Below are 13,676 nucleotides of genomic sequence, written 5' to 3'. Positions count from 1 at the left end.
CCGGTCGCCGCGATGACTGGCCCTGACGGGCCAGTCGCTCACAGCGGCCGGCTCGTGTGCCATCGTCAGGGACGATGCTGAAGAGTGTGCTGCTCGCCGGCGGCGGTACGGCCGGCCATGTCGAACCCGCCCTCGCGGTCGCGGACGCGCTGCGCGCGACCGACCCCCGCCTGCGCCTGACCCTGCTCGGCACGAGGACCGGCCTGGAGGCCCGCCTCGTGCCGGCGCGCGGGTACGAGCTCGCCACCGTGGAGAAGGTGCCGCTGCCGCGGCGCCCCAGCGCCCAGCTGCTCACCGTTCCCGGCCGGCTCGCCGGCGCGGTGAGCACGGCCGCCCACGTGCTGGCCGAGACCCGCGCCGACGTCGTCGTCGGCTTCGGTGGCTACGTCTCGGTTCCCGCCTACTTGGCCGCCCGCCGCCGTGGCATCCCGATCGTGGTCCACGAGGCGAACCCGCTGCCCGGGGTGGCGAACCGCCTCGGCGCCCGGTTCACGCCGTACGTCGCCACGTCCTACCCCGGCACCCCGCTGCGGGGCGCTCGCCTGACCGGTATTCCGCTGCGCCCCGAGATCCTCACCCTGGACCGCTCCCCGGGCGCGCAGCGCACCGCCAGGGGCCGCTACGGCCTGGACTACCAGCGCCCCACCCTGTTGGTCGTCGGCGGCTCGCAGGGCGCCCGCTCGGTCAACACCGCGATGACGCAGGCCGCCCACGCGCTGGCCCGCTCCGGGGTCCAGGTGCTGCACGCCGCCGGCCCCCGCAACATCGACGAGGTGACGGCGGCGCTGCCCACCGGCCTGCCGGCGCCGTACGTGCTGCTGCCCTACCTCGACCACATCCCGTCGGCCTACGCCGCGGCGGACATGGTGCTGTGCCGGTCCGGCGCGATGACCTGCGCGGAGCTCTCGGCGGTGGGCCTGCCGGCGGCCTACGTCCCGCTGCCGCACGGCAACGGCGAGCAGCGGCGCAACGCGCTGCCGACCGTGGAGGCCGGCGGCGGCCTGATCGTCGACGACGCGGACCTGTCCGCCGAGTGGATCATGAACAATGTCGTGCCGGTGCTCGTCTCGCCGGAGCGCCTGGCGAAGATGCAGGCGGCCATGGCTGGCGCAGGCCATCCGCGGGCGGCCCAGACGATCGTCGCGATGATCCACGAGGCCGAGGCATCCCGCCGCCGCTCAGGCGGCCGCCACGCGGCCCACTGAGCCAGCCGGGCCCCCGGTCGGCCGGCGTAGTGATCGCCGTCTTCGCCCTCCAGTGGTCGTGAATCGCGCCGCATCGCAACCGTTCCAGGGCCGAACTCGCGATCACGGCCTGGGGGACGACGCGGACGACCCTCGGCGGGGGCGGCCTAGCGGTCCAGGCGCATCGCGAGCAGGCGGGGTCCGAGCTCGGTGATGGTGCCTGCGCCCAGCGTCAGCAGCAGGACGTCGTGGCCCGGCAGGTCGGCGGCCAGGCGGTCCGGCAGCTCGGCCCAGCCGACGTAGCTCGTCTCCGTCGGTACCCGGACCCGCTTGGCAAGGTCGGAGGCGTGCACCCCGAGGTCATCGCGTTCCCGCGCGGCGTAGATGTCCGTGACGTAGAGCCGGTCGGCGTCGCCGAACGCCACGGCGAAGTCGGCCAGCAACGCGGCCAGCCGGCTGTAGGTGTGCGGCTGGAGTACCGCCCAGACCTGCCGGCCCGCCGCCTGCTGGCGCGCCGCGGCGAGCGTGGCGCGGATCTCCGTCGGGTGGTGGGCGTAGTCGTCGACGATCTCGACCGCTCCCGGGCCGGGCAGCGCCCGGGCGCCGATCCGCTGGAACCGCCGGGCGGCGCCGGTGTAGCCGGCCAGCGCGGTGAGTGTCGTCTCGACCGGCACGCCCAACTCGCTGGCGGTGGCGAGCACCGCCAGCGCGTTCAGGACGGTGTGCCGGCCGGGTAGCGCGAGGCGCAGGGTTCCAACCGGCTCCCCGTCCCGCAGCACGGTGGCCTCGGTCACCACCGGCGGCCCGGCGGCGGCCCGGTCGAGGCCGCCCGCGGCGCCTCCGCCGACGGGCAAGGACGAGGCCGAGGACGACAAGGGCAAGGCAGAGGCCGAGGACGACAGGGCCGGGGCCGAGGCCGCACGGGGGGCGCCGGGCTGGCCGGTCGTGACGTCCACCGCGCGCCAGCCGAGCCCGTCCCCGAAGCCGTAGCGGACGACCCGTGGCCCGCCCCCGGAGCCCTCTGCCAGCGTGCCGAGGACGGCCGCGACACCCGGGTCGTCGCCGCAGGCGACCAGCGTGCCGCCGGGACGCACCCGAGCGGCGAACGCGGCGAAGACCGCGCGCACAGCCGCCTCGTCGGGGAAGAGGTCCGGATGCTCCCACTCGACGTTCGTCAGGATCGTGAGCGCCGGGTCGAGCCCGCGGAACGCGCCGCCGTACTCGTCGGCCTCCAGCACGAAGATCTCGCCCCGGCCGACCACCGCGCCGCCGCCGAGCTGCGGCACCTCGCCGCCGATCACGGCGGTCGGGTCGGCGCCGGCGGCGCGCAGCGCGACCGCGAGCATCGCCGAGGTGGTGGTCTTGCCGTGCGAGCCGGCGACGGCGACCAGCCGGTAGCCATCGGTCAGCTCCGGGAGCCAGTCCGACCGCCGGCGCACGGGCAGGCCGGCCGCCTGGGCGGCGACGATCTCCGGATGGTCGTCGGGCAGGGCGCTGGAGGCGACGACGACGTCCACGCCGACCAGTTCGGCGGCCAGGACGGCCGGATCGGGCGGCGCGCCGGTGCGGACCCGGGCGCCCAGCGCGCGCAGGGCCTCGACCCGGTCGGACGGCTCCTGGTCGCTGCCCGAGACGCTCGCGCCACGCGCCAGGGCGATCCGGGCCAGTGGGGCGAGGCCGGAGCCGCCGATGCCGAGGAAGTGCACACGTCGGGGTGTCTGCTCGCCTGTTCCTGCGCTCACGGGAGTGAGTGAACACCACCGGGGCTCGCGCCTATGCGCTGGCACGGCCGGGCGGGGTGGACGGGCTCGGCTTCGTGTCGATCGTCAGTGGGCCGCGACGCGGGGGGCCGGCCCGCCCGCGTGTCGTCGCTGGCGGGGGCCGGTACGGGGGCGACAGTGACGTGCCGGGAAGGAACGCTCGGCACTGTGACGAAGAGGACGGAGAATTCCATGGGTTGACGCGCCGGGCGGTTCCTTGACCCATGCGGACGCCATGCCTACTGTCCAAACACAGTCGCAAGTTGACATAACTCTAACCGTCTAGTGCACGGTGAAGGTTGAGGCTCGGCGGCTACTTCTCCCGACTCGCTCCGGCGGCGCCGTTAAGACGGACGTACTGGCGCGGGCGGGTGTTGTTCCGCCCCACCGACGCCGCTGGAGGACCGACCCCGCAATGGCAGCCCCGCAGAACTACCTAGCGGTCATCAAGGTTGTCGGCATTGGTGGCGGTGGCGTCAACGCTGTGAACCGAATGATCGAGGTCGGTCTCAAGGGCGTCGAGTTCATCGCGATCAACACCGACGCCCAGGCGCTGCTGATGAGCGACGCCGACGTGAAGCTCGACGTCGGCCGCGAGCTCACCCGGGGCCTCGGCGCCGGCGCCGACCCCGAGGTCGGCCGGCAGGCCGCCGAGGACCACCGCGAGGAGATCGAGGAAGTCCTCAAGGGCGCCGACATGGTGTTCGTCACGGCCGGCGAGGGCGGCGGCACCGGCACCGGCGGCGCGCCGGTGGTGGCCAACGTGGCCCGCTCGCTGGGCGCTCTGACGATCGGTGTGGTCACCCGCCCGTTCACGTTCGAGGGTCGCCGCCGGGCGAACCAGGCCGACACGGGCATCGACACGCTGCGCAACGAGGTCGACACCCTCATCGTCATCCCGAACGACCGGCTGCTGGCGATGACCGACCGCGACATCAGCGTCCTCGACGCGTTCCGCAGTGCCGACCAGGTCCTGCTCTCCGGTGTCCAGGGCATCACCGACCTGATCACGACCCCCGGCCTGATCAACCTCGACTTCGCGGACGTCAAGACCGTCATGTCGCACGCCGGCTCCGCCCTGATGGGCATCGGCCGGGCCCGCGGCGACGACCGGGCCACCGTCGCGGCCGAGCAGGCGATCGCCTCGCCGCTGCTCGAGGCCAGCATGGACGGCGCCCAGGGCGTGCTGCTCAACATCTCCGGCGGCTCCGACCTCGGCCTGTTCGAGATCAACGCCGCCGCCGAGCTGGTCGCCGACGCCGCCCACCCCGAGGCGAACATCATCTTCGGTGCCGTGATTGACGATGCCCTGGGTGACGAGGTCCGGGTGACGGTGATCGCCGCCGGCTTCGACACCGTGCCGGACCGGCGGGCCAAGGGCGCGGCGCAGCAGCGCTCCCGCCCGAGCCCGCCGCCAGCTGTCGCCGCCGCCACGCCGGTCCCGGCCGGCGTGCTGCCGGCGATCCCGCCGGTCGTCACGCCGCCGCCCGGATCGCAGCCGACGCCCAGCTATGCGCCGCCCCCGTTGGGCCCGCCGCCGGCCGCTCCTGCGCCGACGCCGGCCCAGTACGTGCCGGAGCCGCTCGACCCGCGGCCGGAGATGGACGAGCCCCCGCACCGGTACGTCGCCCAGCACGGCGAGGGCCACGGCTCCGGAACCGGTGGGTACGGGTCTGACGGCGGCTACGGGTCCGGCCCCGACCAGCGGTCCGGGGCGCGGCCGAGCTACCCGCCGCAGCGCCGGCCGGTCCGGCCGATCGCCGACGACGAGGACGAGCTGGACGTCCCGGACTTCCTCAAGTAACCCGTGCCCTTCCTGTTCACCGACCGCTCCGGCGGCGTGTCCGCTGGCCCGTATGCCGGGCTGAACCTCGGCGCCCACGTCGGAGACGATCCCGAGGCGGTAGCGGCCAACCGGCGCGTGCTCGCCGAGATCACCGGGGCGCCGGCGTGCTTCATGCGCCAGGTCCACGGCGCCGTGGTGGTTACGCTCAGTGAGCGGACCCGGGCGGACTGGTTTCGCGACGGCGCCCTCGGCTCCGCGCCCGAACGGGCGGCCGCGCGGGACGCCGACTCGCGCGGGGAGGACGGTCTGGTCACCGACGTTCCCGGCCTCGCGCTGACGGTGCTGGTCGCGGACTGCGTGCCGGTGGTGTTCACCGCTCCCGGCGCGGTCGGCGTCGCGCACGCGGGTCGGGCCGGGCTCGCCGCCGGCGTGGTGCCCGCGACCGTCGCCGCCCTGGCCGACCTCGGCGCCGCGCCGGAGCACCTCCACGTCGAGGTCGGGCCGTCGGTGTGCGGCCGCTGCTACGAGGTGCCGGCGGCGATGCGCGACGAGGTCGAGGCCCTCGTCCCGGGCACGGCGACCGCCACCAGGGCCGGCACCCCGGCTTTGGACCTGCGCGCCGGCGTCGCCGGGCAGCTGCGGGACCTGGGTGTCACCGACATCACGGTCTCCGACCGCTGCACCATGGAGGACCCCGCGCTGTTCTCGCATCGCCGCGACGCCGGCCGCACCGGCCGTTTCGCCGGTGTCGCGTGGCTGTGAGCGCAGGAGTGAGCGAGTGGAGTGGTCGTCCGAGGTACGAGGACGGCCGCGGAGTGAGTGAGGCGACGAAGCGAACCCGAGACGCTGTGAGCGCGCGGCTCGCCGGCCGCCGGCCGCGGCCGGTCAAGCGCCGCGGCCCCACGGCCTGGACCGGTCGACTTGACGGGAAAGGCTCCAGGGCGGTCAGTAGGGACATGCACGGTGGCGAACTGACTGGCGCGGACACAGCGGACACATCCGACGACGGACCGCGGGCCGACCTGCCAAGGCTGCGGGCCAACCTCGACGACGTGCAGGACCGGATCGCCACCGCGGCCCGCGCGGCCGGCCGCGACCCGGCCGAGCTGACCCTCGTCGCCGTGAGCAAGACCTGGCCCGCCGCCGATGTCGTGGTTCTGCGCGGGCTCGGGGTGACGCACTTCGCCGAGAACCGTGAGCAGGAGGCCGCCCGCAAGGTCGCCGAGGTCCACGCGCGGCTGGGCCTGCTCCCGGCCGGGGTGAACGGCGTCGCCGCCGGGTCCGGGCTGGCCGAGGACTCCGTTCGCGGGGGAGATTCCTGTCACGCGGGGACAAGTGCGGCAGAGCGGACGATCTGGCATTACGTCGGGCAGCTGCAGCGGAACAAGGCGAACGCGGTGGCCCGATGGGCAGACTGGGTCCAGTGCGTGGACCGGCCCGAAATCGTCGCGAGCCTTGCCCGGGCGGCGGCGACGGCGGGCCGCGAGCTGACCGTGTGCCTGCAGGTGTCGCTCGACACGTCCCCCGGCGGACCCGAATCGGGGCCCAACGGTGCCCCGAACGCCGGGCGGGGCGGCGCCGCGCCCGCGGATGTCCCCGGTTTGGCCGATCTTGTCGCAGCGGCGGGCTGGCTGCGGCTAGCCGGAGTGATGGCGGTGGCTCCGCGAGGACAACCGCCACGCCCAGCCTTCGCCCGGCTACGGGAAGTCGCCGAGAAGCTGCGCCAAACCCATCCCGACGCGCGCGTCATCAGTGCCGGAATGTCAGGGGATCTGGAAGCGGCGGTGGCCGAAGGCGCGACACACCTACGGATCGGGACCGCTTTGTTCGGTGAGCGGCTTCCTGTCCCTTAGAGTCGCGCCATGGGGCTCGGGCGCAGGGCGATGGTCTACCTCGGTCTGGCCGAGGAGGACGACGAAGAGTACGACTACCTCGACGACGAGGACGACGGTCAGGATGACCGACGGGACGTGCGCGAGCCCGTCCCGTTCGACCGAACGGTGCGGCGTATCGACGCGCGAGAGGAGCCGCCGCCAATGGCCAGACGTTCCTCATCCGTCGAGCCGCTGCGTCCCGCTGGAGCGGTTCCTATGCGACGGGTAGCTGCTGTGGAGGACCCCTCCCCTTACCGGATCACCACGCTCCAGCCGCGGAGCTACAATGACGCCCGTCAGATCGGTGAGGAGTTCAGGGACGGCACCCCCGTCATCATGAACCTCACCGAGATGGACGATGTAGAGGCCAAGCGGATGATCGATTTCGCCGCCGGGCTGATCTTCGGGTTGCACGGGCGGATCGAGAGGGTGACCAACAAGGTCTTCCTGCTTACTCCATCGAACGTCGAGGTCACCGAAAGTGACCGGCAGCGTATCGCCGAGGGTGGCTTCTACAACCAGTCCTGACGGCTTGGCGTCTAACCCGCCAAGGACGTCCCGCCAACAAGGAGAGGTAGTCATCAGCACTCTGGGCGCTGTCATCTCATGGGTGCTGCTGGTGTACCTTCTGCTTCTGATTGCGCGGGCGGTCATCGACCTGCTGCAGTCGGTGAGTCGGAACTTTCGACCCACCGGCCCGTGGGTCGTGATCTGCGAGGTCGTGTACACGGCGACTGACCCCCCGTTGCGACTGCTGCGGCGCTTCATCCCGCCGCTGCGCGTCGGATCGGTTGCCTTCGACCTCGGTTTCCTGCTGTTGTTCATCGTGATCGTGGTGTTGCGGAGCTATGCGACGAGGTTGTGACGGGGTCGTGTGCACACCGCCGACACGGGCGCGGGAGACTGCCCGTAGACCGCCCTCTCTTCGGGGAGCGGCGATGCCGCATGAGGAGGCGACGTGGCGCTGACACCACAGGATGTCCAGAACAAGGTCTTCAGCCCGACGAGGTTCCGGACCGGCTACAACGAGGATGAGGTTGACACCTTCCTCGACGAGGTCGAGGCTGAGCTGACCCGGCTGCTGGACGAGAACGCCGACGTCCGCCGCCAGCTCGACGAGGCCCGGCGCGCCGGCGGCGGTGGCCCGGGCGTGCCGCCTCAGCTCATCGAGGAGAACCAGCAGCTGCGCCGCCAGGTGGAGGAGGCACGCCGTGCCGCCGCCCAGGCGCAGGCAGCCGCCCAGCAGGCCCAGGCTCAGGCGGCGGCCGCCGCGGCTCGTGGCCCGTCGACGTCCCCGGTCCCGATTCCCGGCGGCGCGACCCAGGTGATCCCGGCGGTCGGTGCCCGTGCGGCCGCGGCGCAGCAGCAGCAGGCCCCGTCGGGCAACGCGGCGATCGACACGGAGATCGAGCAGCGGGTCGCCCGTACCCTGGTGCTCGCTCAGCGGACCGCCGACGAGGCTGTGCGGGAGGCGCGTGCCGAGTCCGAGCGTGCCCGCCGCGAGGCTCGTCAGGACGCGGACCGCATCCTCGCCGAGGCGCGGGCGCACGTCGCCGAGCAGCTCGGTGGCCTGGAGGACGACAAGCGTCGCCTCGAGGGCCAGGTCGAGCAGCTGCGCGCGTTCGAGCGTGAGTACCGCACCCGGCTGCGTGCCTACCTGGAGATGCAGCTGCGCGACCTCGACGGCATGCCGACCCAGCCGGCAGTCGGCTCGGGTGGCCCGCAGCGGCCAGGTCTCAACCCTGGCTCGCAGGGGGCCCAGCAGCAGCCGCAGCCCGCGGGCGTCGGTGTGCCGGCCGGGGCCTACCAGCCCGGTCCCGGGCAGATGGGCGTCCAGAACGGCGTCGGCCGCCCCGATCACGACCCGCGCGCCAACAACGGCATGCAGGACTTCTGACGCGAGGCTCACCGTCGGCGCGGAGTTCTCGCCCGACGGTGAGCATGCCTGGTGAGAATGCGTGGCCGGCACGGTACCCGTGCCGGCTCGCGGTCGACCGATCGTGCCGTCCCGCCGTTCCGGAACCCGGTCCGCGCCCAGGTGGCGGGGGACCGAGGAGAGGATGAGCGATGATCATCCTTAGTGGCGGGTTGCTGGCGGTCGCGGCCGTGCTGTGGGTGGCCGGTGCCTTCGGACCGACCGCCTGCGTCTATGCGTCCCTGGCGTTGACTCTCTTCGCCGCGGGGATGCTGCCTCTCGGCGCCGCCCGCCGGGCCCGCCGCGGTCCTGGCGGGTCCGTCGGCTGAATCCCTGGGGTCACGCCCGCGGTCTTCGGGCTCGTGGCGCCGTTTCGACCCTGAGGCGGCTGGCCTGGCGCTGGTCTACTGCTGGTCGGGGGCGAGGGGGATGAAGCGGACCGTGCTTTCCACGGCTCCGGGCGGGGCGGCGTCGATGACCCGGACAGCCGGGTTCGCCCGCAGTTCGATGAGCCGAACCGCCGGGGTCCGGATGACGGCGGCGAAGGCGCAGTCGCAGTGGGCGCGCAGCGCGGTCGCCTCGGACTGGTCACGCCTGCGGGTGGCCGCGTCGGCGGTGGTCGCGGCCCGTCCGGCCGCGCCGGCGGCCTGGGCGTCGAACGCGGCCAGCACGTCCGCCAGCGGGTCGCGGACCGCCGCCTGATAGACCCCGCCGCTGCCCGGGACGGTGAAGAAGACCTGGGTCACGCGGTAGTCGCTGAGCAGGGCATGCAGGGCCTGCGGGGACCGAAACCCGCTCAGGTCCACCACAGCGAGCAGCTCGGCGTCGGGGGCGGCCTGGGCCTGCTGGGTCAGCTCGCGGTCCGCGATCCCGATGTAGGCGGCCGTCGAGTCGCCCGCGAACGGGCCGATGGTGACGCTCGGGGTGAAGGCCGGCGGTGGCGCGGCCGCCCGCCCACCGCCCGGCGGCGGGCCGGAGGTGACCGGCTCCACGACCGGCTGGCCGCTGACCCCGGGCAGCAGCAGCGCGGCCGCCGTGCTCAGCACGATCATCGCGACCAGGCCGAGCACCGCGATCCGCGCGCCCCGCTCCAACATCGCCCGTCCGACCGGCATGACCCCGGCCGGGCCTGAGGCCGCGGCGACCCCGCCGCCGGTGCCCAGCGTGGCGTAGGGGACGCCGTCCGCCGGGCTGGGGGACGAGAGCAGCCGAACCCGGACGGCTAAGCGCAGGAGCCGGGTCGCCACGGCCCGGCTGGTCGCGGCGGCGCCGCCGGCGACCACCTCCAGGGCGTCGCCTGTCGCCGGGAGCAGGGTGTCGTCAAGCTGGTCGAGCAACGGCCCCGCGTGGTCGGCCGCCCGTGCGAGCCGAGCGCCGCCGGCGGTGGCGACCTCGACCGCCGCCCGGATGCCGGCCTGGCGGGCCGCGCCCACAACCTCACGCGCGGCCGAGCGCCCAGGGAAGCGGGGCGGCAGCGGGCTCACGACATCGCCCGGAGCCGCTCCAGCGCCTCGGCGAGATCAGGCGGGTCGGGGCTGGTGAAGGTGACCAGCCGGCCGTCCGCCGGATGTTCGAAGGACAGCTGGAAGGCGTGCAGCCACTGGCGGCGCAGGCCGAGCTTCTCGGCCAGGGTCGGATCGGCGCCGTAGGCCAGGTCACCGACGCAGGGATGGCGCAACGCGGACATGTGCACCCGGATCTGGTGGGTGCGGCCGGTCTCCAGCCGGACCTCGAGCAGCGACGCGGCGCGGAACGCCTCATCGAGGTCGTAGTGGGTGACGCTGGGCTTCCCGTCGGCGACGACGGCGAACAGGCCCGGCTTGCGCGGGTGCCGGTCGATCGGGGCGTCCACGGTGCCACGCAGCGGGTCGGGGTGGCCCTGGACGACCGCCCGGTAGCGCTTGTCGACCTCACGTTCGCGGAACGCCCGCTTGAGCGCCGCGTAGCCCGACTCGCTCTTCGCGACCACCATCACCCCGGTGGTGCCGACGTCGAGCCGATGCACGACGCCCTGCCGCTCGGCCGCCCCGGAGGTGGCGATCCGGTAACCAGCGGCGGCGAGCGCGCCGATCACGGTCGGCCCGGTGTAGCCGGGCGCCGGGTGCGCCGCCACTCCGACGGGTTTGTCGATGACGACGAGGTCGTCGTCGTCGTGCACGATCGTCAGGCCGTCGACGGGAGTCGCGATCACCTCGGTGACCGGGCGCGGCGAGGGCGGCAGCTCGACGTCCAGCCACGCGCCGCCGCGCACGCGGTCGGACCGGCCGGGCGCGGTTCCGTCCACGCTGACCTGACCGTCGTCGACCAGCGCGGCGGCGACGGTACGGGACAGTCCGAACATCCGCGCGATCGCTGCGTCGAGGCGCAGCCCGTCGAGACCGTCGGGTACCGGCAGCGAGCGGTGCTCTCCCGGGCGGCGGGAGACGGGGGAGCCGGCCTCGGCCGGCACCGGCGTCATCCCCGGCCGGCCGGGGGCTGCTCGACCGGCGGCCCCGGCGCTGCTGCCTGGTCCGTTCGGCTGTACCGGCCGCCGTCCAGGCCGATACCCAGCGCCGAGAGGATCACCGCGAGCACGGCGGCGATGACGATCGACGAGTCGGCCACGTTGAAGATCGGCCAGTGGTGCAGATAGATCCAGTCGACCACGTGGCCGCGCAGTGGACCGGGCGCGCGGACCAGCCGGTCGACGAGGTTCCCGACGGCGCCGCCGACGATCGCGCCGAGCACGACGGCCCAGGCGACCGAGGCCAGCCGGCGGGCGGTGCGCGCGACGATGACGACCACGGCCACGGCGATCAGGCTGAACAGCACCGTGGCGCCGCCCCCGATGCTGAACGCGGCACCGGAGTTACGGGTGAGCTCCAGCTGGAGCACACCCGGGATCAGCGTCACCGGCGCGTGGTTGGAGAGCGTCGCCACGACGATGATCTTCGTGATGGCGTCGAGCAGGACGATTCCGACCGCCGTGCCGAGCAGAACGCGCACCGGGGTGCGCGCGACTGATCGGGATGCCCGAGGGGCGGACCCTCCGCCCCGGAGCTCTGCGTCTTCGTCGCCGGGCAGGGTGACCCCGCCGGACGCACCGTCGGCCCGCGTCGCCGCGGGCGGACCGGCGTGCGCGCCGGTGGCCTTCCCAGCCGTCGGTTCCGGCTCCTTGCCCCAGTCCAGATACGCGCGCGCGACGGACTCGTCGCCCGGCTCGCGTACGTCACCCTCGCTGGTCGGTGCCTCTCCCACGCCGTCAACTCTACGGGCGTCGGCGACCGGACTCGTCGCCGCCCGCCGGATGGCCCGTGGGCTGGGCTTTCGTCTGCGCGCCGCCCGGCTGTCGGCCGCGGGAGGTCAGGCCGGCAGCTCGGCGACGTCGCCGGTGCCGAGGCGCTCCAGCACGACCCGGTAGGCCTGCAGCTGGCCGGTGACGAACCCGGCCGTCGAGCCCCACAGGAACGCGCGGAACCTGAGGTAGATCTCGGCGCCCCAGCGCTCGGTGATCTGCTCTCGGGCCCCGTCGAGGCCCAGCGCCCACGCTCGGCAGGTCAGCATGTAGTTGCGGGTGTCCTCGATCACGGTCCGGACCCGGAAGTGCGGCGACCGGGCGACACAGGCCAGGTACTCGTGCAGCACCATCGGCGTCGAGCGGCCCGGATAGATGTGCCGGCTCATGAAGCTTGACAGGTGGTGTTTGCGGCGCATCGCCACGGCATCGAGGTAGACCAGGCCGCCCGGACGGACCAGCTCCGCGTACTTGCGCAGCGTGGACCTGTAGTCGGGCAGATGCTCCGTGACGCCCATGTTCACGAGCGCGTCGTAGGGCTTGCTGCTCTCGTACGCGAACAGGTGCTGGCGCACGACCGTCGCGTCGCGGAACCCGCGTTCCTTCGCGAGGTCGTTCATGAACGTCTCGGAGGCGCGGGAGAGCGTGAGTGACGTCACCCGGGCACCCTGCTCGGAGCCGTACTGCAGGAACGCGCCCCAGCCGCCGCCGACCTCGACCACGCGGGCGCCGGGGGACAGCTCCAGGGCCTCGTACGCGTAGCGCATCTTGTTCGCCATCGCGGCCTCGAGCGGCTCGGTGTCCGACGTGAAGACGCCGTGCGTGTAGCACCGGTATGCCGTGTCCAGGAACGTGGTGAAGAAGTCCGCGTCCTCGTCGTAGTGCGCGGCGATCGCCGCGTCGTCGGCCCTGCGCTGGGCGCGGCCGCCGAGGGCCAGCGGCGCGAACCGCCGGAGCCAGACAAGCGGGTGGAAGTCCGAGAAGACCTTCCGGGAGGCCAGTGCCGCGACGACGTCGCCGTCGACCGCCACGGCGCCGCCGATGAAGGCGTCGCCGACCTGGAAGAGATCCATGGATGTCAGCGCCTTGTCACCGGCCGCCGCCTGGCTGGTTATCGAGAACCGCGGCTCGTCGTCACCGACCTGGAACGTGAAGCCATCCGACATCTGGACGGTGAACGTGGTCCGTATCGACCTCTTCGCACAGGCCTGCCGAAGCCGACGCTCGAAGCGGTCCCAGGTAGCCGTGCTCATCCTCACCCAACCCGAGGTCTCCGCCGGGTCGCGCTCCCGGGGACCCCGGTGCCCATGGGGGTCCCACTGATCCGCATACGGACCAAGTAGGGGATCACTTGCCCGGGCCATTTGTGTCTATTGCTCCTGGCGATTATGGCCACTTCGGGCCCACTATGTGGAAACGTCGAGGGAACGACTGTGCGAACCGGGGCCGGCCATTGAGCGGCGTGTCTCCCGTGAGCGGCGGTGTCTCCCGATCGGCTTGGCATCTGACCGGGCCTGGGCGTGGCTCCGGGCGGAAAATCCGTGATCATGGCTGTTCCGGGTCCGGCTGGGAGCGGCCGGGTAAACCGGGTTGCGTCGCTCCGCTACGCTGGGAAACAGCCAGCGGCAAGACGTCGACGGGACGAGTAGCGGCGGGCGCGGCCAGCACGAGAACTCCAGCGAGCCGGGGATGGTGGAAGCCCGGTGGCTAGCGCGTCGTGAAGATCAGCCCTGAGTCGTCGGGAGAACACGCTCGTCCTGGGCGTCAGTAGATCCGGCAGCCGCGGTGGAACGAGGGGTGCGCCCGCGGCCGGCAGGCCGGGCCGGCGCGCAAGGAGGGTGGTACCGCGGTGTCGCCGCGCCGCCGGGTCTGGGCCCGGGGGA

General features: G+C 73.3%; 13 protein-coding genes. 8 read left to right on the top strand and 5 right to left on the bottom strand.

Features of this window, described 5'->3' with window-relative positions; all coding sequences use genetic code 11:
• The first annotated feature begins 74 nt into the window (after positions 1-74).
• Positions 75-1,205, top strand: a complete 1,131-nt coding sequence (gene murG, locus I6A60_RS02605; RefSeq protein WP_203020528.1) for an undecaprenyldiphospho-muramoylpentapeptide beta-N-acetylglucosaminyltransferase — start codon at positions 75-77, stop codon at positions 1,203-1,205.
• Positions 1,206-1,351: 146 nt separating this feature from the next.
• On the opposite strand, the gene I6A60_RS02600 is transcribed toward murG, so the two are convergent.
• Positions 1,352-2,926 (bottom strand): UDP-N-acetylmuramate--L-alanine ligase, encoded by a 1,575-nt coding sequence (locus I6A60_RS02600; protein ID WP_307838669.1) that lies wholly within the window; start codon positions 2,924-2,926, stop codon positions 1,352-1,354.
• A gap of 433 nt (positions 2,927-3,359) precedes the next feature.
• Between I6A60_RS02600 and ftsZ the strand changes: the two genes are divergently transcribed.
• The 7 genes from ftsZ (at position 3,360) to I6A60_RS02565 (ending at position 8,848) form a co-directional block, all read left to right on the top strand.
• Complete coding sequence (gene ftsZ / locus I6A60_RS02595; protein WP_203020525.1) at positions 3,360-4,748, top strand: cell division protein FtsZ; 1,389 nt, start codon at positions 3,360-3,362, stop codon at positions 4,746-4,748.
• Positions 4,749-4,751: 3 nt separating this feature from the next.
• Positions 4,752-5,492, top strand: coding sequence for a peptidoglycan editing factor PgeF (gene pgeF, locus I6A60_RS02590; RefSeq protein ID WP_203020523.1), 741 nt, complete (start codon positions 4,752-4,754; stop codon positions 5,490-5,492).
• Positions 5,493-5,686: 194 nt separating this feature from the next.
• A complete protein-coding gene (locus I6A60_RS02585; RefSeq protein WP_203020521.1) occupies positions 5,687-6,583 on the top strand; it encodes a YggS family pyridoxal phosphate enzyme in 897 nt (298 codons plus the stop codon).
• A gap of 9 nt (positions 6,584-6,592) precedes the next feature.
• Positions 6,593-7,132 (top strand): cell division protein SepF, encoded by a 540-nt coding sequence (locus tag I6A60_RS02580; protein ID WP_203020520.1) that lies wholly within the window; start codon positions 6,593-6,595, stop codon positions 7,130-7,132.
• An 82-nt stretch (positions 7,133-7,214) separates the two neighbouring features.
• Positions 7,215-7,469: a YggT family protein gene (locus I6A60_RS02575; protein ID WP_013423537.1), complete on the top strand. Its 255-nt coding sequence runs from the start codon at positions 7,215-7,217 to the stop codon at positions 7,467-7,469.
• 93 nt (positions 7,470-7,562) lie between these two features.
• Positions 7,563-8,501 (top strand): DivIVA domain-containing protein, encoded by a 939-nt coding sequence (locus I6A60_RS02570; RefSeq protein ID WP_203020518.1) that lies wholly within the window; start codon positions 7,563-7,565, stop codon positions 8,499-8,501.
• Positions 8,502-8,671: 170 nt separating this feature from the next.
• Complete coding sequence (locus I6A60_RS02565) at positions 8,672-8,848, top strand: hypothetical protein (protein ID WP_203020516.1); 177 nt, start codon at positions 8,672-8,674, stop codon at positions 8,846-8,848.
• Between the two features lie 75 nt (positions 8,849-8,923).
• Here the strand turns inward: I6A60_RS02565 and I6A60_RS02560 are convergent, their stop codons facing one another.
• The 4 genes from I6A60_RS02560 to I6A60_RS02545 all read right to left on the bottom strand — a co-directional run bounded on the left by I6A60_RS02560 (position 8,924) and on the right by I6A60_RS02545 (position 12,959).
• Positions 8,924-10,003 (bottom strand): hypothetical protein, encoded by a 1,080-nt coding sequence (locus I6A60_RS02560; RefSeq protein ID WP_203020514.1) that lies wholly within the window; start codon positions 10,001-10,003, stop codon positions 8,924-8,926.
• Positions 10,000-10,977, bottom strand: coding sequence for an RluA family pseudouridine synthase (locus I6A60_RS02555; protein ID WP_203020512.1), 978 nt, complete (start codon positions 10,975-10,977; stop codon positions 10,000-10,002). Before I6A60_RS02555 ends, I6A60_RS02560 begins: the two co-directional genes overlap by 4 nt.
• Positions 10,974-11,756 (bottom strand): signal peptidase II, encoded by a 783-nt coding sequence (lspA, locus tag I6A60_RS02550; protein WP_203020510.1) that lies wholly within the window; start codon positions 11,754-11,756, stop codon positions 10,974-10,976. Before lspA ends, I6A60_RS02555 begins: the two co-directional genes overlap by 4 nt.
• A 105-nt stretch (positions 11,757-11,861) precedes the next feature.
• Positions 11,862-12,959, bottom strand: coding sequence for a cyclopropane-fatty-acyl-phospholipid synthase family protein (locus I6A60_RS02545; RefSeq protein ID WP_238434601.1), 1,098 nt, complete (start codon positions 12,957-12,959; stop codon positions 11,862-11,864).
• Positions 12,960-13,676 lie beyond the last annotated feature (717 nt).

The organism is Frankia sp. AgB1.9 (assembly GCF_016786355.1).
Lineage (GTDB): Bacteria > Actinomycetota > Actinomycetes > Frankiales > Frankiaceae > Pseudofrankia.
The sequence above is the reverse complement of the archived record's forward strand: the minus strand, read 5'-3'. Positions and strand labels throughout refer to the sequence as shown.

Coding starts and splice junctions, on each gene's coding strand:
- I6A60_RS02545 (WP_238434601.1), bottom strand. CDS start 12,959: ATGTCGGATGGCTTCACGTTCCAGGTCGGTGACGACGAGCCGCGGTTC.
- I6A60_RS02585 (WP_203020521.1), top strand. CDS start 5,687: ATGCACGGTGGCGAACTGACTGGCGCGGACACAGCGGACACATCCGAC.
- murG (WP_203020528.1), top strand. CDS start 75: ATGCTGAAGAGTGTGCTGCTCGCCGGCGGCGGTACGGCCGGCCATGTC.
- I6A60_RS02565 (WP_203020516.1), top strand. CDS start 8,672: ATGATCATCCTTAGTGGCGGGTTGCTGGCGGTCGCGGCCGTGCTGTGG.
- I6A60_RS02580 (WP_203020520.1), top strand. CDS start 6,593: ATGGGGCTCGGGCGCAGGGCGATGGTCTACCTCGGTCTGGCCGAGGAG.
- I6A60_RS02555 (WP_203020512.1), bottom strand. CDS start 10,977: ATGACGCCGGTGCCGGCCGAGGCCGGCTCCCCCGTCTCCCGCCGCCCG.
- ftsZ (WP_203020525.1), top strand. CDS start 3,360: ATGGCAGCCCCGCAGAACTACCTAGCGGTCATCAAGGTTGTCGGCATT.